Raw genomic sequence first — 22,354 nt, 5'->3', positions numbered from 1 at the left:
TTCGGTCATCCCGTGGTGGCCAGCGCCAACGCCTCCGCCCAGGGGGCACCCCGTTCGACCAGGGGTCGGTAGGTGACCACCTGGCGGGGCCGGTTCATCGCCAGCACGCCGACGACGCGGTCGCCGCGGCGGTAGATCGCCGCGAAGCGCCGCTCGGCCAGCGAACCGTCGACCACCTGCATCTCGTCCGCCCCCGCGGCGAAGCCGGAGAGCTGGATCTTGCGGTCGTACTGGTCGGACCAGAACCAGGGGACGGGGTCGTAGGGCATCGGGGCTTCGTCGTCGAGCAGGCGTCGCGCGGCGTGTTCGCCCATCTGGACCGCGTTCTCCCAATGCTCTACCCGCAACGGGCCCTCGAGGCGCGCGCTGGGCCACCGGGCGACGTCGCCGGCCGCGACCACGCCCGGGGCGGCCAGGGTGGTGGCGTCGCAGACCACGCCGTTGTCGAGCTCCAGGCCCGACCCCTCCAACCAGCCCGTGTTGGGCGCCACGCCGACGCCCACGACCACGACGTCGGCCTCGATCGCGGACCCGTCGGCCAGGTGGACCCGCTCGACCCGGGCACCGCCGTCGAACCGGTCGACGCCGACGCCGAGCCGCACGTCGACGCCGTGGTCGCGGTGGACGTCGCAGGTCAGGGCCCCGATCTCGCCGCCGATCGCCCGCTCCATGGGCACCGGCAGGGCCTCCAGCAGGGTGACGTCGAGCCCCCGCTCACGGCAGGTGGCCGCCACCTCGGCCCCGATGAACCCGGCGCCCACGACCACCACCCGCCGGGGCGTGGCGTCGAGCACCGCCCGGATGGCGAGGCAGTCGTCGAGTGTCCGGAGGGTGTGGATGCCGTCGAGGCCGCCGGTGGGCAGCGTCCGCGGCGTCGCCCCGGTGGCGATCACCAGCCCGTCGAAGCCCAGCGTCCCGGTCTCGTCGCCCGCACCCAGGGTCAGGGAGCGGCCGGCGAGGTCGAGCCCGGAGGCCCGCACGCCCAGCCGCCAGTCGACGTCGAGGCCGTCGATCCCCTCGTCGCCCTGCACGGTGAGGGCGATCTGGTCCGGCTCCCACTTCCCTGCCAGCAGCTGCTTCGACAGCGGCGGCCGGTCGTAGGGCCGGTGGGGCTCGTCGCCGACGACCGTCAGCCGGCCGTCGTAGCCCAGCAGCCGCAGCTCCTCCGCCGCCCGCAGCCCGGCCAGCGACCCCCCGACGACGACGATCGATCGCATCGCCCCGGCTCGACTCCGTTCGACCAGCTCGGCTCAGTCCTCGGCGATGGAGATGGCGGCCTTGGGGCAGCGGCGCACGGCCTCCTCCACCTGGGCGCGCAGCTCCTCCGGCGGGCGCTCCTGGAGGACGTACAGGAAGTCGTCGTCGCGCACCTCGAAGACCTCGGGAGCGACCTCCATGCACCGTGCGTTGCTCTCACACAGGTCGAAGTCGACCACTACCTGGTATCCCATCACGCGACCTCCGGCTCGTCCGGTCGTGGAACCTGCATCTGACAGCTGGGTCAAGTTAGCCGCCACCCGACCTCGGTAGCGTGAGCGGCCGTGACGGAGTGGGACGGCGACGGTGTGGTGGAGCTCTCGGCGCGCGACGCGCGGCGGATCGCCTTGGCCGCGCAGGGCTTCGGCATCAAGCGACCGTCGGGGCGCGTCGACCGGCGCCACTTCCGGCGGGTGCTCGACCAGCTCGCCACCGTGCAGCTCGACTCGGTGAACGTCCTCACCCGCAGCCACGAGCTGGTGTTCTTCGCCCGCCTCGGGAGCTACGACCGGGCCGCCCTCACCCGCTGGCTCTGGTCGAGCCGGGAGGTGTTCGAGTACTGGGGCCACGAGGCGTCGCTCCACCCCGTCGAGCGCCACCCGCTGTTCCGCTGGCGGATGGCCGACGACCACGCCTGGGGCGGCGTGCGGGAGGCCGCCGACGGCAACCCGGGGCTGGTCGAGGCCATCCTCGCCGAGGTTGCCATCCGGGGGCCGGTCAGCGTCGGTGAGCTGGAGGCGGCGGCCGGTGACCAGAAGCGCAGCAGCTGGTGGGGCTGGAGCGACGGCAAGCGGGTGATGGAGCACCTGTTCTGGACCGGCCAGGTGACGGCCACCCGCCGCAGGCAGTTCGACCGGGTGTACATGGCACCCGAGCGTTGGCTCCCCGCCACGGTGCTGGCCGCGGAGTCGCCCACGACCGCCGAGGCGCAGCGGGAGCTCCTGCTGGTGGCGGCCCGCTCGGTGGGTGTGGGCACCGCCCGCGACCTGGCCGACTACTACCGGCAGCCGCTCCGCCTGGCACCCGGCCTGCTGGATGGCCTGGTGGCCGACGGGCACCTGCGGGCGGCCCGCGTGGAGGGTTGGGCCAAGCCCGCCTACCTGCACCCGGAGGCGCACCTGCCGCGCCGCCGCATGCGACACCGGGCGCTGCTGTCGCCGTTCGACTCGCTGGTGTGGGAGCGCCAACGCACCGAGCGCCTGTGGGGCTTCCACTACCGGATCGAGATCTACACCCCGGCCCCCAAGCGGGTCCACGGCTACTACGTGCTGCCCTTCCTGCTCGACGAGGAGCTGGTGGCGCGGGTCGACCTGAAGGCCGACCGGAAGGCGGGAGTGCTCCGGGCCCAGGCCACGTGGCTGGAGGGCGACCACGGTGCCGCCGAGCGGGAGCGCATCGCCCACGAGCTGGCGGCCGAGCTGGCCGGGATGGCGGCGTGGCTGGGGCTCGACGGCGGGGTGGAGGTCATGCCGCGGGGCGACCTCGCCCCCACCCTCACCCTCGTCTTTGAAGGAAAACGACCCGTATAGGGGCGTTTCCCTTCAAAGAACGCTGTCAGTAGACCGAGTCACCGGGTCGGGCATGTTCAGAGGCGTAGAGCGGGAGAGCCTGCGACTCGTCGTCGGGGCTGTCCGGATGGGGCGTGCCGAGCGTCAGGCACTCCGACTTGTAGGGCCCCAGCTCCCGCACGCCGAGGTTCACGCAGGCGACCACGTTGCGGCCCACCAGGTCGGCCTCGTCGACCAGTGCGAGCTGGGCGACCGACGTCCGCTCCCCCAGCGGCCCGACGTCGAGCGTGAGCACCCGGGAGGCGAACCGGGTGCCCTCCGCCAGCGGCGCCGCCACCACGCGGGCGACCCGCACGTCCACGTTCTGGAACTTGCCGAAGGTGATCTGCGCCTTCTGTGCGGTCATTTCCCGTGTCTACCCGACGCTCAGTAGGGCAGCGGGACGCAGTTCCCGGACGCGGGGTCGACCACGCCGTGGCCGCTGTCGGCCACCACGGAGCACATCTGGGTGGCGCTGCCCCGGTCGGCGGGGCCGTAGTCGGTGAGGACCGAGCCCGACTCGTAGGTGAGGTACCAGTCGCCCGGCGGGCTGCCGTTGGTGCCGGCGTTCGCCGACGTGGTGGTGTCGAGGAAGAAGTGGGTGTGCAGGGCCTCGGGGTCGGCCTGGTCGGGCACGTAGCCGTAGATCGTGTAGTCGACCCGGTAGGAGTCACCCTCGACGCGCACGGCATCGATGGCGATCGACGGCCCCGACGGCGGCGGGGCGGAGGTGGTCGTCGTGGTGCTGGTGGACGATGTGGTGGTGGTATCCGGCGCGGCCGACGCGACCGCCGGGTCGTCGTCATCATCGCCGCCGCTGCTCAGCACCAGCGCGATGCCGACGACGCAGGCGACCGCGAGCACCGCCGACGCGACCAGCAACCCCGTCCGCCGGCCCCGCTCCTCACCGGCCGGTGGGCGCGGCGGCTCGACGGGTGGCGCCGGCGGTGACACCGGAGTTGGTGGCGGTGGCGGCACCGCTGCGGCTACGGGCGGCGGGGGCAGCGCGGCCGCGACCACCGGGACCACCGGAACCACGGGGACCGGCTCGGGCTCGACCGGGAGCGGCGGGGGCACGGCGTCGATCGCGGGGACGACCTCGGTGTCGACCCGGCCGCCCGTGCCCTGCTCGGCGGCGATGATGGCGGCGCCCAGGGCCACGCCGTGCTTCGGGTGGGCGTCGACGGCGACCGGCCGCCCCAGCTCGGAGCCCACCAGCTGCGCCACCAACGGGATGCGCGACGAGCCGCCCACCAGCAGCACCGTCGCCACGTCGTCCGGCCCCACGCTCGCCGACCGCAGCGCCCGGCGCAGCGCGTCGATCGAGTCGATCAACGTCGGTCGGATCATCGCCTCGAACTCGGACCGGGTGAGCCGCACGTCGGTCTGGATCGTGGGCAGCAGCACCGGGATCACCACGTCGACGTCGGTGGCCAGGGCCTCCTTGGCCTCGACGCACTCCCGCCGCAGCCGGGCCAGCGCCGCCACCGCGGCCGGGTCGTCGGGGTCGAGCGCCTCGATGGCCTCGCCGACGGTGGCCTGGACGTGGTGGAACACGGCCTGGTCGAAGTCGATGCCGCCCAGCCGCTCGATCCCCTCGGGCTCGCCCAGGATCTCCCAGCCGGTGGCGCCCCGCCGCAGCACGGCGGCGTCGAACGTGCCGCCGCCCAGGTCGTAGACGGCGACGACCGCGCCCGGCTCCACCCGCGCCTGCGAGGCGTAGTGGATGGCAGCGGCCTCGGGCTCGGTGATGGTGGAGGCCCCCGACAGGTCGGCCTGGCGCATCGCCTGCCCGAGGAGGTCCTGCTTGAACGGCCCCCAGTTGGCGGGGTGCGACACCACGACGCCGGCCGGCGGCTCGCCCTCCCGCTCCACCACCGCCGACACCACCCAGCGCAGCAGCCGGGCGGTCAGCGCGTCGGCCGAGTAGGGGGTGCCACCGACGATGATCGGCGTCGGGTCGCCCACCCGACGCTTGAACTCACGGGCGACCCGCAGCGGCTCGGTGACTGCCCGCCGCTCGGCCGCCTCGCCGGTGAGGATCGTGCCGTCGTCGCGCAGGAGGACCACCGACGGCACCACCGCCGCCCGCGTCCCCAGGTTCGCCATCTCGACCCGCCCGTCGCGCCACACCGCCGCCGCGGTGTACGTGGTCCCGAGGTCGATCCCCAGGTAGTACGCCATTCGCCCGCCCCCGCTTTCTCAAGGTGCCGCAGTCTTGCACCCGGAGCCACGGCGACACTTCGACAGAAACGGTGGCTATAGCGCCACCACGGTCGAAGTTTCGCCGTCGGTGTCAGCGGACGGCGTCGGCGGCGCTGACGATCCCCTCGCCGTAGAGGCTGTTGTCGGCGGTGGTGCCGACGCAGGGGGCGGTCCAGTCGGGGCCGCGGCCGACGTGCCCGTAGGCCTGCGAGCCGCCGGGCGGACAGGCCCGGTCCGCCGCCGTGGACAGGAGGATCGACGCCACCCGGTCGGGGTCGAGCGAGTAGCCGGTGAGCGCCGAGCCGGTCCCGTGCCGCTGGACGATCAGCGCCGCCACGCCCACGACGTGCGGGGTCGCCATCGAGGTGCCCTGCAGGTAGGTCCACAGGCCGCAGCGGCCGAGGGCGTCGCACTCCCGCAGCGTGTAGCCGTCGACCGGGTTGCCGGCGGCATCGACCAGGTCCTGTGCCCGAGCCGCGCCCGCGGGGAACGGCGCCAGCACCATGTTCCCGGGCCCGGCGCCGTCACGGGACCAGCCGCCGGGGCCGACCAGGTCGATGCTGCCCAGGCCGTAGTTCGAGTAGTCGGCCTTGTTCCCGGACGGCCCCACCGACCCCACCGAGATCACGTGCGGGCCCTCGTTGGGCAGGTCGAGGCAGTCCCTGGTGACCACCCGCCCCTGCCGGCGCCCGGGCGGGAAGCCGGGGCTGAACGGGTCGACGCGCTGCTCGGCGGCCAGGTCGGCGTGCTCGTTGCCGACCGCGGCGACGAGCGTCACTCCCTGCTGGTGGGCGTACTCCAGCGCCTCGGTGAGGAGCCGCCGGGTGAGCCGCTGCTGCTCCAGTTCCTCCGGGGTGACGGCGCCCGAGAGGTAGTCGTCGGGCGAGTCGCAGTTGTAGAGCCAGGGGTCGGTGTAGAAGCTCATGTTGACCACGTCGAGCTGCATGTCGCCGGCGGCCGTGAGCGCGTCGAGCGTCTCGTAGAGGAAGAAGAGGCCGGAGTCCTGGCCGGCCCGCAGGTTGACGAGCGTGGCGTCCGGGGCGACCCCGGCGGTGCCGACGCCGTTGCGGGCCGCGGCCACGATGCCAGCGACGTGGGTGCCGTGGCCCCGGTCGTCCGCGCCGACGGGATCGACGCAGGTGGGCACCTCGCACGGTCCGTCGAGCGCCGGGATGTCGGTGGTGAAGTTGCGCGACCGCAGGGGGTCGAAGTTGGGGGCGATGTCGGGGTGGGAGGCGTCGATGCCGGTGTCGATGATGCCGACGTCGACGCCGTCGCCGGTGGTGGGCAGGTCCACAGCCCCGATCATGGCCATGTCCCACTGGCGCTCGGTGAGGGGCTCGGCGGTGTCGCGGGCGACGCTGCGCTCCGCGGCGACCGGACGCTCCTCGGCGAAGCGGTGGTGCAGGTCGGGCCGGTCGAAGCCCACCGAGTGGTTGGGCATCACCCCGTCGACACCGGGCTGGGCGGCCAGGTCGCCCGGTGCCACGGCCCGGACCAGGGCCACGCCGAGCTGCTCGTTCACGTCGACCACCTGCCCGCCGGTGTCGGCGACGGCCTGGCGCAACGCCGACGGCGCCTCGTCGAAGGCGACGACGTACTCCTCGGCGACGGCGCGGTCGTCGGCCCCGGAGGGCGACGAGACCGCCAGCGACCCAACCACGACAACGCAAAGCACCACGTATCGAGACAAGACGCCCACTGTAGGTGAGCACCCTGTCCCGACTGGGCTATGGAAGCGTGAGGATCTCGGCGCCGTCGTCGTTGACGAGGAGGGTGTGCTCGAACTGGGCGGTGCGGCGCCGGTCGACGGTGACGGCGGTCCACCCGTCGTCCCACATCTGGTGCTGCCAGGCGCCCATCGTGATCATCGGCTCGATCGTGAACGTCATCCCGCGCTCGATGACCGTGGTGGCCCGCCGGTCGTAGTAGTGCGGGATCTGCAGGTCGGTGTGGAACTGCTCGGCGATCCCGTGGCCGACGAACGCCCGCACCACGCCGTAGCCGTTGCCCTCGGCGTGCGCCTGGATGGCCTGACCGATGTCGCTGATCGGGTGCCCCGGGTGGACGGCCGCGATGCCCCGGTCGAGGCACTCGCGGGTGACCCGGATGAGGCGGGCCGACTCCTCGTCGATCTGGCCGACCGGGAAGGTGGCGTTGGTGTCGCCGTGGACGCCGTCGAGGTAGAGGGTGACGTCGAGGTTGACGATGTCGCCGTCGACCAGGGCCCGGTCGTCGGGGATGCCGTGGCAGATGACCTCGTTCACCGAGGTGCAGATCGACTTGGGGAAGCCGCCGTAGTTGAGCGGGCTGGGGTAGGCGCCCCGCTTGATGGTCTCGGCGTGGCAGATGGCGTCGAGCTCGTCGGTGGTCACGCCCGGGGCGATGGCGGCGGCCACCGTCTGCAGCACCTGGGCGGCTTCACGACCGGCCCGGCGCATCCGCTCGATCACCTCGGGCGACCGGACGGGCGACTCCGGCACCCGCACCGGCACGCCGGTCTCGGCGTAGGGCGGGCGGGGGATGTCGGCGGGGACGGGGCGCGTCGGGCTCAGGCGACCGGGCCGGATGTGCTCCGTGCTCGACTTGTGGCAGCGCTTGAACTTGCGTCCGCTACCGCACCAGCACGGATCGTTGGCCTTCAGCATCACCGCGGGGGACCCCATAGAGGTCCCAGGGTAACGGCACAGGGCATCCTCGGGGTCATGATGGTCGGGTGAGGGTGACGACGTGAAGGTGGCGCTGGAAGGGGTCGAGCTGCGGCTGGTGCGGCTGCCGCTGGCCGAGTCGTTCCGCACGGCCCACGGCAACCGCGACCACCGTGAGGTGGTGATCGTGCGGGCGGTGGTGGCCGACGGGCCCGACGGCTGGGCCGAGTGCGTCACCGAGACCGAGCCCACCTACTGGCCCGAGTACACGGCCGGCGCGCTCGACGTGCTGCAGCACCACCTGGTCCCCCGCCTGCTGGCGGGCCGCTCGCTGCGCGAGGTCCAGGGCCACCAGATGGCCAAGGCGGCGCTGGAGGGCGCGGTGCTCGACGCCGGCCTCCGGGCCGAGAGCCAGTCGCTGGCCAAGTTCCTGGGCGCCACCCGCACCCAGGTGCCCACCGGGATCGCCGTCGGGATCACCGCCACCATCGACGACCTGGTGATCGCCGCCGGCAGCTGGTGCGCCCAGGGCCACAAGGCGCTCAAGCTCAAGATCACGCCCACCTGGGACATCGACCCCGTGCGGGCGGTGCGGGCCGCCGTCGGCCCGTCGATCGACCTGCTGGTCGACGCCAACGGCTCCTACGACAGCGCCGACCCCGCCCACCTCACCCACCTGGAGCGCCTCGCCGACCCCGCCACCGGCCTCCTGGCGATCGAGCAGCCCTTCCCCGCCGGCGACCTGCTGGGCCACGCCCGGCTGGCCCGCCTGGTCGACGTGCCGATCTGCCTGGACGAGTCGCTCGGCTCGCTGGCCGACGTCGACACCGCGCTGGCCCTGGGCGCGTGCGGAGCGGTGAGCCTGAAGGTCGGGCGGGTGGGCGGCATCGTGGAGGCCCGCCGCATCCACCAGCGCTGCGTCGACGAGGGGATCCCCGCCCGCTGTGGCGGGATGCTGGAGACCGGGCTCGGACGGGCGCTCAACCTGGCGGTGGCGGCGCTGCCCGGCTGCACGCTGCCACCCGACCTCGGCCCGTCGGCCCGCTACTTCGCCCGGGATATCACCCCCGCGTTCGTCGACCGGGATGGCACCATGGACGTGCCGCAAGGGTCGGGTCTGGGGACCGAGCCGCTACAGGAGGTCCTCGACGACGTGACCGTGAACCAGCTGATCCTCAAGGCGACGACCACGTGAGCGACCCGTCCTCACCGGGCGACGACGCCGAGCCGCCGACGACGCCGGCTCTCCCCGTCACCTGGGACGACGTCCTCGCCGCCGAGGTCCGCATCAAGGGCGCGGTCGAGCGGACGCCGAGCGCCCACTCCCACACGCTCTCCGCGCTGCTCGGCTGCGAGGTGATCGTCAAGTTCGAGAACCTCCAGTTCACGGCGGCCTACAAGGAGCGGGGCGCGCTCAACAAGCTGCTCCAGCTGACCGACACCGAGCGGGCGGCCGGCGTGATCGCCATGTCCGCCGGCAACCACGGCCAGGCGGTCGCCTACCACGCCCACCGGCTGGGCATCGACGCCACCATCGTCATGCCGTCGAGCACCCCGTTCGTGAAGGTGCAGCGCACCCGGGAGCTGGGGGCGCGGGTGATCCTGGCGGGCGAGGGGCTCGAAGGCGCCCTGGCCGAGGTGCAGCGGCTGGTCGAGTCCGAGGGCCGGGTGTGGGTGCACCCGTTCGACGACCCGGCCGTCATCGCGGGCCAGGCCACCTCCGCGCTCGAGCTGCTGCACGACTTCCCCGACCTCGACGTGCTGGTCGTCCCGGTGGGCGGCGGCGGCCTGCTCTCGGGCTGTGCGGTGGTCGCCCGGCACCTGGTGCCCGGCATCGAGCTGGTGGGCGTCCAGATGGAGCGCTACCAGGCGATGGCCGCCCACTTCCACGGCTACGACACCGAGACCGGCGGCTCCACGCTGGCCGAGGGCATCGCCGCCCCCTGGCCCGGCGAGCTGACCGGGGTGATCCTGAAGGCCCTGGTCGACGACATCGTCACCGTCACCGAGGACGACGTCGAGGCGGCCATCAACCTGCTGCTGGAGATCGAGAAGGTCGTGATCGAGGGGGCGGGTGCAGCGGGGATCGCCGCCCTGGTCGCCCATCCGGAGCGCTTCGCCGGCAAGCGGGTCGGGGTGATCCTGACCGGCGGCAACATCGACCCGCGGCTGCTGGCCTCGGTGATCATGCGGGGCCTCGTCCGCAACGGCCGGCTCACCCGCCTGCACATCGACCTGCCCGACGTGCCCGGCGCGCTGGCGGCGATCACCACCCTGCTGGGCCAGTCCGGCGCCAACATCGTGGAGATCCACCACCAGCGGCTGTTCGTCGACGTGTCCGCCAAGGCCGCCCACGTGGAGCTCACCATCGAGACCCTCGACCACCACCACGTCGGCCGGGTGGTCAAGACCCTCCAGGAGGCCGGCTACGACGTGTTCGTCGGCAGCTTCACCAACCACCCCCGGTAGGGCGAACCCCCGAAACTGCGTGGCTGGTGGCCGTAGAGCGACCATGAGCCACGCAGTTTCGGCCGGGTCGGGCGGGTCAGCCGGTCTGGTCGGGCGTGCGCACCACCGGGTGCGCCGGCTTCGGTCCGACGGGCTCGGTGGGCTCCTCGGTCGGCGGCGTGGCCGGGGCCTCGCCGACGGCGAACAGCAGCAGGTCGTAGAAGCCGGTGACCTCGTCGGTCGTCTCGCAGTCGAGCCAGACGGCGTAGAAGGTGACCTTGACGTCGTCCCCGTCGTCGGGCGTCGGGAACTTCAGCTCCCAGGTGCCGTCGTCGGCCACGTCGAGGTAGCCGGCGTCGATCATCTCCGGCTCCTCGTCGTCGAGCGGCCAGCTGTCGACCTCCCAGAACAGGGAGCCATCGGAGGTGGCGGGGCAGGGGTCGATGGGCCCGACGGTGATCTCGTCGCCCTGGTTCACCAACGGGAACCCCAGCACCGTGTGCGCCTCGTGCGAGGTGATCTCGGCCTCGAGGAACGGCGGCTCCACGAACTCGACGCACTGGGCGAACCACTCGTAGTCGGCGCCACCCGAGGTGAAGGCCTCGGGGCCGTACACCTCGACCACGTACGGCTCCTCGTCCTCGGCAGCCGCAGCCGCCGCGGCGAAGTCCTCGCCCTCCTCGGGGAAGCCGGCAACGGCCTCGGCGGCGGAGAACTCCAGCTGCCAGCTGCCGCCCGCCTCCAGGTCGACGAAGCCGCCGCCGACCGGCTCGGCGCCGCCGAAGTCGTCCCAACTGAACTCACCGGCCGGGTAGACGAGCCAGTCGAGGAACCCCTCGGTCGCCGAGCAGTTGTCGACCGGCGTGACCGCGACGGCGTCGCCCGTCTGGGTCAGGTCGGCGTCGAGGTGGACGAGCTCGGGCAGCTCGATCTCGACGCACTGGGCGAACCACTCGTAGGCCACGTCGCCCGACGTGAAGGCCTCGGGGCCGTACACGTCGATGGCGATGGGGTTCTCCTCCGCGAACGCCTGGAGGGCCTCGTCGTCGACGTCGGGCCCGCCCGGAGCCGGGAACACGACCTCCCAGCTGCCGTCCTCGTTCAGCTCGGCGACGTCCACGAGGACGGGCTCGACCTCGGGGTCGGACCCCTCGTCGAAGGAGAACTCTCCGGCCTCGAACACCAACCAGATCAGGTAGCCCGTCTCGACCGAGCAGTTCTCCACCGGTGTGACCGTGACGTCGTCGCCGGGGGCGGCCTCGGTGGGCGACAGGTTGGCGTCCAGGTGCCGGAGATCGACCGGGGGCTCCTCCTGCGTCGACCCCGGGGCGGCGAGCGCGAGTGACCCCGTCGCCGCCAGCGCCAGCGCGACGACACCGCCGAACAGCTTCCGCATCGTGTTGTTCTCCCCGCTCCACCAGGGCCCCCACGGCCCTGGCACCCAACCCCGCACTAGAGGCCGGATGTCTACTACGCCGGGTCAGCCGGGGGTCGGCGCGCTCGCCTCGGCTTCCGCGGTGGTCTCGGGTTCGAGGTGGACGACGCGGGCCTCGGGGACCGACGTGCGGACGGCGTCGGCGACGGCGTCGACCGCCTCGGCGACGGCGGGGCCGTCGAGTCGGGAGTCGAACTCCACGTCGGCGATCACCATCAGCTCCTCGGGGCCGAGCTGCAGGGTCCGCAGCCGGACCAGCCGTCGCACCGCCGGGTGGTCCGTGATGGCCGCCTGCACCGCCGCCACCTGCGTCGGCGACCCGGCCTCGCCGATCAGCAGGCTCTTCATCTTCGTGGCCAGCGTCATGGCGATGACCACCAGCAGAATGCCGATGCCCAGGCTGCCGAGGGCGTCGTAGCGGCTGTTGCCGGTGACCGACGCCAGCGTCACCCCGGCGAGAGCGAACGTCAGGCCGATCAGGGCACCCGAGTCCTCCAGCAGGACCACCGGCAGCTCGGCCTGCTTGGAGTGGAGCACGAACTCGCGCCACGAGTCGTCACCCTTGGCGGCCCGGCTCTCGTGGGCGGCGGTGCGCAGCGACAGCGATTCCAGCACCACCGCCACCAGGAGGATGACGACCGCCACGCCCAGCGACTCCAGCTCGTGCGGCTTCCGCAGCTTCTCCTCCGCCTCGAACAGCGCGAACAGCCCGCCGCCGCTGAACAGCACGAGGGCGACCACGAACGCCCAGAAGTAGCGCTCGCGGCCGTAGCCGAAGGGGTGGGTGGCGTCGGGTGCCCGCTTGGCCCGCTCGGCGCCGAGGAAGAGGAGGCCCTGGTTGGCGGTGTCGGCGAACGAGTGGATCGCCTCGGCGGCCAGCGACGCCGCCCCCGTCAGCAGGAAGCCGACGAGCTTCGCCACGGCGATCCCGAGGTTGGCGAGGAACGCGGCGACGATGGCCCGGCGGGAGCCTTCCACGCCGTGGAACCTACCCAGTCGCCCCGATCGACATCGCGGAGCCGCCAGCCGTCGGGGGTCGGGGGTCGGCCGTGCGGGTCGGCCGTCGGGGATGATGGGTCGATGAGGATCGAGGTCGTGCGGGGGGACATCACGCGGCAGGACGTCGACGCCGTGGTGAACGCCGCCAACTCGTCGCTGCTGGGCGGCGGGGGCGTCGACGGAGCGATCCACCGGGCGGCCGGGCCGGGGCTGGTGGCGGAGTGCCGGCTGCTCGGCGGATGCGCGACGGGCGACGCCAAGGCGACGGATGGCCATGGGCTCGTCGCCCGCTGGGTGATCCACACGGTCGGGCCGGTGTGGCGGGGCGGCGAGCGGGGTGAGGCCGAGCTGCTCGCCTCCTGCTACCGCCGCAGCTGCGAGGTGGCCGTCGACCTCGGCGCCCGCACCGTCGCCTTCCCGGCCATCTCCACCGGCCTCTTCGCCTACCCCGTCGACCGGGCGGCCCAGATCGCGGTCGCCACCCTCCGGGGGTTCGACGGCCCCCTCACCCTGGCCCGCCTCGTCGCCTTCGACGCCACCAACGAGACCGCCACCACCCAGGCCCTCGCCGCTTCGCCCGGCTAGCGGTCGGCGAGTCGGATCCCTCCTCATCCCCGACCCCTGACGTCGGGATCCCCGTGGTAGGCATCGACTCAGTGGACCGACTCGGCGAGGTCGCCTTCTACGTCGCCATCTGGGCGCTCCTGATGTGGGGCTGGCGCAGGAAGTTCGCCCCCGATCGACTCCGGGCGTTGGTCGAGGCCCAACGGGCCTACGACCGGCAGTCCGCGGCCGCGAGCCGGACGCCGCCGCCGTCGAGCAGCGCTTCCGCCGGGTCGCCGCCACCGGGACGGTGGGCATCACCATCGGCGCCCTCGTGGGCCTGCTCGTCGACCTCTTCCTCTTCGAGTGAACGAATGGCTCCGGCATCCGGGAACGGCGGCGCGGCACCTGCCCTCGAACTGGTGGTGCTGCGGGTGGCCGACCTTCCCGCTGCCCGGGCGTTCTACGAGGCCGTCGGCGTCACGTTCGTGGAGGAGCGGCACGGCGGCGGGCCGGAGCACGTCGCCGAGCCCGTCCCCGGCACGTCGCACGCCTTCGACCACCTCGGGCCGCGGGTGCCGGCGTTCGTCGTCTCCCCGTTCGCCCGGCGCAACTACGTGTCGCACGTCGTGCACGACCACACGTCGGTGCTGCGGTTCATCGAGACGAAGTGGAACCTGGGGGCGCTCACCCGGCGGGACGCCAACGCCTCCAACCTGCTCGACTGCTTCGACTTCCGACGCCGACGCCCCGCCTTCCTCGACCCGCCCGAGCTGGCCGCCCCCGGCCTCCCGGCGACCGGCAGCGCCTGCCAACCGGAGACCCCACCGCCCCCGACGTCGGCGTCGATTGCAGCGGCGGTTGACGCCGACGCTCCCCTCCCCGGCTTGGGCCTGAGCGCCCCGGCCCTGGCCGCCACGGTCGACCCGACCACCGGCGCCCCCACGGCCCCGGACCTCACCACGGCTCCCCTCACCGACAGCCAGGACGTCCGCCTCCACCTCCTCCACCACCTCGCCCGCCAGTAGTGGTGTCGCCGTGGTTCGCCTCGGCGGTCGCGGAGGACCGCGGCCTCCTCCTGCCGGGCCGACCCCGGGGCCACACCGCCTCGATCCTCCTCGCCCCCGACCGGGTCTCGGTCTGGGCGGGCACCACCTTCGCCCACCTCTCCTGGGACGACCACGGCTCGTCGCACTCCCGCCCCCGAAGCTCCTGGCAGATCACCTTGTTCTTGACCGGAGCCCGTCGAGGCGGAGGTATCGCCCTGGGAGTCGGCGGCGAGGCAGCCGAGGCGACGGCTCCCGTCCGAGCTGCCACCAGCACCTTCCTCACATGGACCTTCCGCGACGCTTGGCGAGGAGTCGTGGTGCCGTTGCGACCCTTCGGCTCGTCGTGGTCGATCGAGGCCGAACGCCACACGTTGCAGGCGCTGTGCACCCACCTGGCACGGAACCCGGCGATCCGCCCGAGTCTGGCCGACCCGGAACGGGTGCGGTGGCTCATCCGGGACCTGGCCCACGGCGCCCGCCGATCCCGTGCCGAACCGTCCGGGCTGCGCCGCACGACTGTCGAGGTCGTCGCCGCACTGCTCGGCCTCGGCTACGTCCACCGGCTCCTCGGGCGTCCGCTGCCGTCCGACAAGCCGCCACCGCTGGAGACGATCGTCGACCAGGTGCTCGACCGCATCCGCCAGAGCCCCTACGCCCGCCACCTGTCGATCTCGCCCGAACGGGCCGCCCGGGTCATCCGCCGCCGGTACCTCGACGTCGAGCCGTGGCCCTTCGCCGCCCTCGACCCCACCCCGTGAGGTGCTGGACCTGTGTCGTGAGGTCGACGAGCGGGTCGAGCGGATCGGCTCGACCTGAGTCACACCGCCGGGCGGGGGACCTGGGAGGCGAGCTTCTTGGGGGCCAGGATGCAGTAGCTCTCGGTGAGGAGCTCCTGGATCTCGGTCCAGTCGAGGCCCTCGGCGGCCGAAAGGACCATGCCGACGGTGTTGGTGCCCCAGCCCGGGCGGAAGAAGGGGTGGCCCATCGACCGCAGCGCGTCGAGCTCGTCGCCGGACGAGCGGAACGTCAGGACGACGGTCGGGCCGGACGGCGAGTCGACCGACAGCACGTGCGCGAACGTCCGCCGGCGCACCGTCCAGCGGCGGCCGGCCCATGCCTGCTCCTCCGACGTCTCCGGCAACCCCAGGCACACGGCCCGCAACCCGACGAGCACCTCCGGCGGGACGTCCGAGTACTCGGTCACCCCCTCACCCTGTCACCCCGCGGCCGGCGACCCCGGAGGCGGCGGGTAGTCGGGCGGCAGGTCGTCCTCCGACAGCGAGTCGATCACGGTGACGGCGCTGTCCGGGTCCTCGAAGGCGTTCGGCGACGGCGTCTCCGTGGCCGTGAACCGCTCGCCCCCGTTGGACCGGCGCCACGCGCCCTGTCCCATCACGCCCCGCTCGTCCTCCACCTCGACGTCCGGGTCCCACCAGATCTCGACCCCGTCGTCGATGGCCTGGTAGTCCATCTCGGCGAAGTTGCCCCAGTTGCCGTAGCTGACCTGCGGGGTCGCCGGCCCCCCGCCGACGGGCGGGAGGCGGAACAGACCCCGGGCGAACGTCTCGGCGGTGAGCTCCGGCCCGGCCATGTGGATGCCGGCCGCCAGCCACGCCGCGTTGGGCGCCACGACGGCGTACTGGTTCTCGGCCGGCGGCAGGGCGGGGGCCGAGTCGCCCGCGTACCAGCGGTACAGCCGGACGTACTCCTGCAGGTCCTGGTCGACGGGGGCGGCCAGCTGCGAGATGCCGGCGGCGTGGACCATCTGCTCCGGGTCGTACTGGCGGCCGAACACGTTGGTGTCGGTCAGGGCGGTGCCGGTGAACACCCACTCGGGGAAGTAGTCGGCCTCCGTGGCCGCCCGGGTGAGGTAGATCGGCATGAACGGGTCACCCAGGAAGGTGATCGAGGTGATGCCCTCGGCCTTGAACTGGGCGATCAGCTCGGCGGCCTTGGCCGGCAGCGTCGGCAGGTCGAGCACGTAGCTCTCGATCAGCGCCACGTCGGCCATGTCGCGGCGCTCCGCCTCGGTGGACTCGAACACCGGGGGATCCTGCTCGAAGTGGATGACGCCGAGCTTGCTGGGCCGGCCCTGCAGGTCGCCGCCGGCATGGTCGGCGACCGAATCGGAGGCGGACACCTGGGCGTTCACCCAGGTGGCGAGCAGGTCGAGGATCTGGTCGGGCGACGGCAGCGCCGACCACACGTAGGGCGCCATCTCCAGCGCCATCGCCTCGGGCAGGGCGGCACCGGTGCAGCCGAAGCACAGGACCCCGGCTTCGGCGAGCTCCTGGGCGAAGGCGCCGCGGTCGAGGGCCGGTCCACCCAGCACGGCGAACGGCTCCATGGCCAGGACGTCGGTGGCGTCGGCCTGGGACGCGACCACGTCGTCGGCCTGTCCCGTGGCGGCGAACGGCACCATCTCGATCTCCCGCCCGTACTGCTCGGTGACCGACGTGAAGATGTCGATGTACGTCTGGAGCGTGGCGTTGCGCTGCTCGGCGGTGTCGTTCGCCCCCATCGCCCCCAGCAGCGAGGCCATGTCGGCGCTCTGCTCGGGCGAGTAGTAGACGACCTTGATCGACTCCGCGGTCACGCCGGGGGCCGTCGCCCCGCCGTTGTCGCCGTCGAACGCCGGCACGCAGGGCACGGCGGACACGGACGGCAGCTCGACACGGCCGGACTCGGTGTCGCAGGTGTCGGGCCACTCGTGGTCGCCGACCGAGCCGTCCTCCTCGGCTTCGGCGTAGGTCGCCGGCATCGCCCCGGTCGGGGCCGGAGCGCCGGGCTCGGCGTCGCCGGGGCTCTTCCAGTCGAACCCGCCCGACCCGGTCTCCTCCGACGCCTCGTCGTCGCCGTCGTCGCCCCCGCCGCCGACGACCACGACCGCTCCCACCGCCAGCAGCAGCACCACGATGAGGGCGAGCGGGCCGTAGCGGCGCAACCTCGTGCTCCGGGTGGTGGAGCCTCCGTCGTCTGCAGGGAGCATCAGCTGTCCTTCCCTTGTGTGGACCTGACGCGCACGGCGCCGGCCCGGGTACCTGTCCGTCGGACGACCGCCTCGTCGGTGCCCAGGTAGGCGGCGACGACGGCGGGATGGGCGAGCACCTCGGCGGGCGGGCCGGCGGCGATGGTGCGGCCCTGGTCGAGCGCGAGGAGGCGGTCCGACACGGCCGTGACCAGCGGCATGTCGTGCTCGATGACGACGATGCTGGCACCGAGCTGGTCGCGGATCCGGGCGAGCACGGGCACCAGCGCCTCGGCCTCCCGCTGGGCGATGCCGCTGGAGGGCTCGTCGAGGAGGATGACGGTGGGCCGGTGGGCGACGAGGCAGGCGAGGTCGACGATCCGACGCGACCCGGTCGACAGCTCCTGCACGAACTTGGAGCGGAAGGCCTCGAGGCCGAGGAGGTCGAGCAGCTCGTCGACCCGCCGGCGCACGGCCTGCTCGGCGTCGAACGCGGCGGGCAGGTGGAGGGCGGCCTGCACGGGGTCCTTCACCGTGACCCAGCGGTCGAGCGCCACGGCGACGCACTGCTCGACGGTGAGCGCCGGGAACAGCCGGGCGTCCTGGAAGGAGCGCCCGAGGCCGCGGCGGGCCCGGGCGTCGGTGGGCTGGCCGGTGACGTCGCGCCCGCCCAGCAGCACCCGGCCGCCGTCGACGGGGAGGTAGCCGGAGACCAGGTCGAACACGGTGGTCTTGCCGGCGCCGTTGGGCCCGACGATGCCGAGCACCTCGCCCGGCGCCACGGCGAACGACACGTCGTCGACGGCCCGGAGGCCGCCGAAGCTGCGGGTGAGGCCCTGCACCTCCAACGTCGGCGGGGCCCCGTTGCTCCGAAACTGTGACGCAGTTGGCGCCATAGCGACCGTTTCTGTCGAAGTTTCGGTGGGGTGGGCAGCGGCTGCGCCCTCCAGGAACACCGAGCGCAGGATGTCCGGGCGGGCCAACAGCTCCTCGGTGGGCCCGTGGAAGCGGATCTCGCCCTTCTCCATGAAGTAGGCCTCGGACGCCATGGTCAACGCCACGTTGACCGACTGCTCCACGACCACCACCGTCGTCCCGCCCCGGGCGATCCCCCGCACCACCTCCACCAGCCGCTCCACCACCACCGGCGCCAGGCCCAACGACAGCTCGTCGATCAGCAGCAGCTTCGGCTGCGAGACGAACGCCATCGCCAGCGACAGCATCTGCTGCTGGCCGCCGGACAGGTCGGCGGCGGGGTCGTCGAGCCGGGCCCGCAGCTCGGGGAAGACGTCGAGCGCCTCCGCGGTGCGCCGGGCCGCCAGCTGCTTGTCGTGCCGCTCCAGCCACGCCGCGGCCCGCAGGTTCTCGGTGACCGACAGCGACGGGAACGTCCCGACACCGCCCGGCACCAGCACCACGCCCCGCGGCGCCACCTCGTGCGCGGGCGCGTAGGTGATGTCGCGCCCGTCGAGGATCACCGTGCCCTTGTTGGCGGGGACCAGGCCGGCGATGGACCGCAACAGCGTCGACTTGCCCGCCCCGTTGGTGCCCAGCAGGGCGACGATCTCGCCCTCGTCGATCTCGAAGTCGACGCCGAAGAGCACCTGGACGTCGCCGTAGCTCACCTCGAGGCCCCGCACCACCAGGTGCTTCGCCAGCCCCGCCCGACGCTGGTGGAGCACCTCGCTGCGCGCCGCCGAGGCCGCCCACACCTGCTGGATGTCGCGCATGATCAGGTCGCCGGCGGAGGCGATGACCAGGCCGCCGACCAGGAACACCGGCACCATCAGGGTGATGCCCCAGCGCATGCCCCAGGCGTCGGCGGCCGCCGCGATCAGCGGTAGCACCACCATCCCGGCCATCACGAACACCGAGCCCATGGCGAAGCCCATCGACCGGGCCCGGGGCGGGATGGCGAGCGACAGCGCCGCGAAGATGCCGGGCAGCGTGAAGGCGAGGCTGGCGCTGATCACCACGTGGCAGGCGACGGCCACCAGCACGTGCGGCGACCAGGCGAAGCCCAGGGTCGCCACCGACACCACGAAGATGCCCTTCGCCAGCAGGCCGAACAGCAGCGTCGGGTCCTTGGCGAAGAGCTTCATGCCGAGCCGGGCGCCGATCGCCAGCCCGACCAGCTGCGACGGCCCCTCCACCAGGCCGACCACCCAACCCCGGGCCGTCTCGTCGAGCCCGAACACCTCCCGGTACATGAACGTGCTGAAGATCACGAAGCCGACGAGGGCCGGCATCAGGAACGGGAGCGTCCGGTAGATGCGGCGGAGGCTGTCGATCTGCCAGCACATGCGCCAGCCCTCGGCCAGGCTCGGGGCGTCCTCCTCGGTGTCGACCGACGACGCCGCGGCCCCGGCCAACGCCCGCTCCTGCGCGCCTCGCACCGGCTCGCGCAGCCGGGCGCCGGCGAGCACCAGCAGCACCGTGGGCACGGCGAAGAGCAGGAACGGCGCCCGCCACCCGAACGCCTCGGCGAGGTAGCCGGCCCCGACCCCGCCCAGCAGCGCCCCGATCGCGTTGCCACCCCGGTGGAAGGAGAAGATGCGGGGGCGCAGCCCGACGGCGTAGTAGTCGCTCATCAGCGACGTGTGCGACGGCTCGATGAAGGCCTTCCCGACGTTCGACCCGGCCAGGAACACCGCCAGCAGCCACACGTTCGGCGACACCCCCACCAGCGCCGACGCGACCGCGAAGATCCCGCCGCCCAGCAGGGCCAGATGCACCCGGTTGCGCCGGTCGGCGAGGGTGGCGATCGGAACGGCCAGGGCGAGCGCGGCGGCGAACGCCAGGACGAACGGCACGACGATGCCGACGAGGCCCACACCGAAGTGGTCGGCGGCCAGGGGTGCCACCACCGTGAACGACGTGCGGGACATCTCGTCGACGCCGTTGAGCCCGGTCAGCACCAGCAGCGCCAGGACGGGGCCGTCGCCGGTCAGCTTGTCGACCCAGCGGATGGGGTGCCGGACGGCGAAGGCGAGGCGCCGCGGCCACGGCTCGTCGCTCACCGGCGGCGGGGTGACGGCGATCACGACGCACCCGCCGTCACGTCGTCGGCGGCATCGGTGTCGTCACCGGTCGGCTCCGCGGTGGCGTCCGGGTCGTCCGGTTCCTCCGGAGAACGGAACGCCAGGCCGAGGTCGGGCATGTCGGGCTGGGTCGTGTCGGCCATCAGGCTCGGCACCACCAGGTCGTGCCGGCGGGCCACCCAGCGCAGCCCCAGGTCCCGCACCCGGAACAGCGCGCCGCCCACCCCGCCGGGCAGCACCAGCAGCACGACCAGCACGCCGAGCGACGAGGCGAACAGCCGCCAGTCGTCGCGCAGGAACCACTCGCCGCCCTTGAGGAACAGCGAGCCGAGGGCCGCCCCCGTCACCGACCCCAGCCCGCCCACAACAGCCGCCGTGAACACGACGAGGTTGTCCTCCTCGGGGAACAGCCCGAGCGTGAACTGGCCCTGCTGGGTGACGAGCAGCACGCCCCCCACCGCGGCCACGAAGCCCGACAGCGCGAACGCCGTCAGCTTGGCCCGCACCACCGACACGCCATAGGCCGCCACCGCCCGCTCGTTCTCGCGCAGCGCCACCAGCACCCGGCCGGTCCGGCTGCGCCGGATGCCCGCCACACCCACCACCAGCACGGCGAACGTCCCCAGCGCCAGCTGGTAGTAGCCGGTCGGATTGTCGTAGTGCCACACCCCGAGGAGCGGCCGGCGCGTCAGGCGCTCGTCGGGCACCCAGTCGAAGAACTGCGGGCTGAGCAGGTACCGGGTGGTCGCCAGAGCGAACGCCAGGCTGGTCACCGCCAGGTAGGGACCCCGCAGCCGCAGGGCCGGCAACCCGACCGCCACCGCCACCGCGGCGCCCGCCAGCCCCATCACCGGCAACGCCAGCGCCAGGTCCCAGCCCCACTCCTGGGTCGCCTTCGCCCCCAGCGCCGCGCCGATGGCGACGAAGCCCATCTGCCCCAACGACACCTGGCCCGCCCAGCCGGTGAGCACCGTCAGCGACAGGATGACGATGGCGAAGATCACCACGGCGGCGGCCTTGAGCGTCGAGCCGGGGCCGAGCACGGCGGGCAGGGCGACCAGCGCCGCGGCGACGAGGGCCAGGCCACCGATCCGGGCCGCCCGCACCTCCGTCAGGCCGGCCAGCTCCCGGGGGATCGGGCGCAGCAGCCCCGACGCCTGCCACGACGACGTGCCGTCGCTGTCCACCCGGCTCGTCCCGGCTCGGCGCACCAGCAGGGCGAGGAGGATGACGACCGCCAGCACGGGCGCGATCACGAAGTCGCTGCGCAGGTCGAGGTGCAGGGGCCCGACCGCCAGCTCGTCGTTCCAGCTCACGTGCGCCTCCAGCATCCCGACGGCGAGGGCGCTGGCGACGATCGACGGCAGGTCGGTGAGGCGCCCGAGCATCAGGGCGGCGAGGGCGCTGAGCAGCACGGTCAGCCCCACCGGCGACGCCAGCGGCAGCCCGACGACCCCGGCCCGGAGGAACAGCGCCACGAACGACAGCGTCCCGGCGATCGCCCACACGTAGCTGTGCAGCCGACCGACGGGGATGCCGAGGAGCGCGGCCCGGTCGGCCCGGTCGGCGGCCGCCCGCACGGCGATGCCCACGTCGGTGAAGCGGAGGAACGCCGCCACCAGCAGCATGGCGATCGGGGCCAGCACCCAGGCGACGGGGTAGTCGCCGTCGAAGACGTACGGCTGGACCTCGGCCCGCCACGACAGCGGGGCGTCGATGGAGCTGGTGATCGCCTCCTCACCCCACAGCCGGGGCAGCATCACCGCTCCGAACGCGAGGAGCTGGGCGAGGCCGATGGTGGCGACGGTGAGGATCAGGCGGGGCGAACGGAAGAACCGGCGGATCACGGCCAGCTCGACGACGGCGCCGACCACTGCCGCGGCACCCAGCCCCAGCGTCAGCCCCAACCAGTAGTTGATCCCGGAGAAGACGATCAGGTCGATCGCCAGGGTCACCGGCACCAGGCCGAGGTCGCCGGCGGCGAAGTTGACGATGCGGTTGGCCCGGTACACGAGCGCCATCCCGACGGCGACGAGGGCGCTGAGCATCCCCAGCGTCAGTCCCTGGATGACCAGGCCCCACAGGTACTCGCCGTCGCTGTTGGTGCTGGGGAACAGCAGCTGCTGCACCACGATGATGACGACGGCGGGCGTGACGGCGGCGAATCGCCGCGTGGCCGCACGAGCCCGGCTCCTGTCGTACGACATGTGACCC

General features: G+C 73.1%; 19 protein-coding genes. 7 read left to right on the top strand and 12 right to left on the bottom strand.

Annotated elements, in window-relative coordinates:
* Positions 1-5 precede the first annotated feature (5 nt).
* Together VK611_30795 and VK611_30790 are read right to left on the bottom strand one after the other, a co-directional pair.
* The gene (locus VK611_30795; protein HMG45758.1) at positions 6-1,217 is read right to left on the bottom strand and encodes an FAD-dependent oxidoreductase; all 1,212 of its coding nucleotides are present in this window, start codon (positions 1,215-1,217) and stop codon (positions 6-8) included.
* Between the two features lie 33 nt (positions 1,218-1,250).
* Complete coding sequence (locus VK611_30790; protein HMG45757.1) at positions 1,251-1,451, bottom strand: ferredoxin; 201 nt, start codon at positions 1,449-1,451, stop codon at positions 1,251-1,253.
* Between the two features lie 90 nt (positions 1,452-1,541).
* Between VK611_30790 and VK611_30785 the strand changes: the two genes are divergently transcribed.
* The gene (locus VK611_30785) at positions 1,542-2,786 is read left to right on the top strand and encodes a crosslink repair DNA glycosylase YcaQ family protein (protein ID HMG45756.1); all 1,245 of its coding nucleotides are present in this window, start codon (positions 1,542-1,544) and stop codon (positions 2,784-2,786) included.
* Positions 2,787-2,811: 25 nt separating this feature from the next.
* Here VK611_30785 and VK611_30780 read toward each other — a convergent pair whose 3' ends face one another.
* From VK611_30780 to map, 4 genes are all read right to left on the bottom strand, one after another.
* Positions 2,812-3,171 carry a hypothetical protein gene (locus tag VK611_30780; GenBank protein ID HMG45755.1) on the bottom strand — a complete coding sequence of 120 codons (360 nt, stop codon included), beginning with the start codon at positions 3,169-3,171 and terminating at the stop codon, positions 2,812-2,814.
* Between the two features lie 20 nt (positions 3,172-3,191).
* The gene (locus VK611_30775; GenBank protein ID HMG45754.1) at positions 3,192-4,988 is read right to left on the bottom strand and encodes an Hsp70 family protein; all 1,797 of its coding nucleotides are present in this window, start codon (positions 4,986-4,988) and stop codon (positions 3,192-3,194) included.
* A 112-nt stretch (positions 4,989-5,100) separates the two neighbouring features.
* Positions 5,101-6,672: a S8 family serine peptidase gene (locus VK611_30770; protein ID HMG45753.1), complete on the bottom strand. Its 1,572-nt coding sequence runs from the start codon at positions 6,670-6,672 to the stop codon at positions 5,101-5,103.
* 67 nt (positions 6,673-6,739) lie between these two features.
* Entirely contained in the window at positions 6,740-7,675 is a 936-nt protein-coding gene (gene map, locus VK611_30765) for a type I methionyl aminopeptidase (GenBank protein ID HMG45752.1), read from the bottom strand.
* 64 nt (positions 7,676-7,739) lie between these two features.
* Here map and menC point away from each other — a divergent pair, with 64 nt between their 5' ends.
* On the top strand, positions 7,740-8,852 hold the full coding sequence (gene menC, locus VK611_30760; protein HMG45751.1) for an o-succinylbenzoate synthase: 1,113 nt from the start codon (positions 7,740-7,742) through the stop codon (positions 8,850-8,852).
* On the top strand, positions 8,849-10,126 hold the full coding sequence (locus tag VK611_30755) for a threonine ammonia-lyase (protein HMG45750.1): 1,278 nt from the start codon (positions 8,849-8,851) through the stop codon (positions 10,124-10,126). Before menC ends, VK611_30755 begins: the two co-directional genes overlap by 4 nt.
* A 76-nt stretch (positions 10,127-10,202) precedes the next feature.
* Here VK611_30755 and VK611_30750 read toward each other — a convergent pair whose 3' ends face one another.
* Positions 10,203-11,501 (bottom strand): hypothetical protein, encoded by a 1,299-nt coding sequence (locus VK611_30750; GenBank protein ID HMG45749.1) that lies wholly within the window; start codon positions 11,499-11,501, stop codon positions 10,203-10,205.
* A gap of 84 nt (positions 11,502-11,585) precedes the next feature.
* Complete coding sequence (locus VK611_30745; GenBank protein HMG45748.1) at positions 11,586-12,518, bottom strand: cation diffusion facilitator family transporter; 933 nt, start codon at positions 12,516-12,518, stop codon at positions 11,586-11,588.
* A gap of 102 nt (positions 12,519-12,620) precedes the next feature.
* On the opposite strand from VK611_30745, the gene VK611_30740 reads away from it, so the two are divergent.
* From VK611_30740 to VK611_30725, 4 genes are all read left to right on the top strand, one after another.
* Positions 12,621-13,124 carry an O-acetyl-ADP-ribose deacetylase gene (locus tag VK611_30740; GenBank protein ID HMG45747.1) on the top strand — a complete coding sequence of 168 codons (504 nt, stop codon included), beginning with the start codon at positions 12,621-12,623 and terminating at the stop codon, positions 13,122-13,124.
* A gap of 124 nt (positions 13,125-13,248) precedes the next feature.
* The gene (locus VK611_30735; GenBank protein HMG45746.1) at positions 13,249-13,452 is read left to right on the top strand and encodes a hypothetical protein; all 204 of its coding nucleotides are present in this window, start codon (positions 13,249-13,251) and stop codon (positions 13,450-13,452) included.
* A 4-nt stretch (positions 13,453-13,456) separates the two neighbouring features.
* Positions 13,457-14,110, top strand: coding sequence for an alkaline phosphatase family protein (locus VK611_30730; protein HMG45745.1), 654 nt, complete (start codon positions 13,457-13,459; stop codon positions 14,108-14,110).
* A 2-nt stretch (positions 14,111-14,112) separates the two neighbouring features.
* Entirely contained in the window at positions 14,113-14,889 is a 777-nt protein-coding gene (locus VK611_30725; GenBank protein HMG45744.1) for a hypothetical protein, read from the top strand.
* Positions 14,890-14,948: 59 nt separating this feature from the next.
* Here the strand turns inward: VK611_30725 and VK611_30720 are convergent, their stop codons facing one another.
* The 4 genes from VK611_30720 to VK611_30705 are packed head-to-tail and all read right to left on the bottom strand — an operon-like array spanning position 14,949 to position 22,347.
* A complete protein-coding gene (locus VK611_30720) occupies positions 14,949-15,335 on the bottom strand; it encodes an MmcQ/YjbR family DNA-binding protein (protein HMG45743.1) in 387 nt (128 codons plus the stop codon).
* 12 nt (positions 15,336-15,347) lie between these two features.
* Entirely contained in the window at positions 15,348-17,120 is a 1,773-nt protein-coding gene (locus VK611_30715; GenBank protein ID HMG45742.1) for a hypothetical protein, read from the bottom strand.
* Positions 17,120-20,143 carry an MFS transporter gene (locus tag VK611_30710; GenBank protein HMG45741.1) on the bottom strand — a complete coding sequence of 1,008 codons (3,024 nt, stop codon included), beginning with the start codon at positions 20,141-20,143 and terminating at the stop codon, positions 17,120-17,122. The genes VK611_30715 and VK611_30710 overlap by 1 nt, the downstream gene beginning before the upstream one ends.
* Complete coding sequence (locus VK611_30705; protein HMG45740.1) at positions 20,140-22,347, bottom strand: hypothetical protein; 2,208 nt, start codon at positions 22,345-22,347, stop codon at positions 20,140-20,142. The genes VK611_30710 and VK611_30705 overlap by 4 nt, the downstream gene beginning before the upstream one ends.
* Positions 22,348-22,354 lie beyond the last annotated feature (7 nt).

This window comes from Acidimicrobiales bacterium, assembly GCA_035316325.1.
GTDB lineage: Bacteria > Actinomycetota > Acidimicrobiia > Acidimicrobiales > VFJN01 > DASXTK01.
This window is presented reverse-complemented; position numbering and strand designations above follow the sequence as displayed.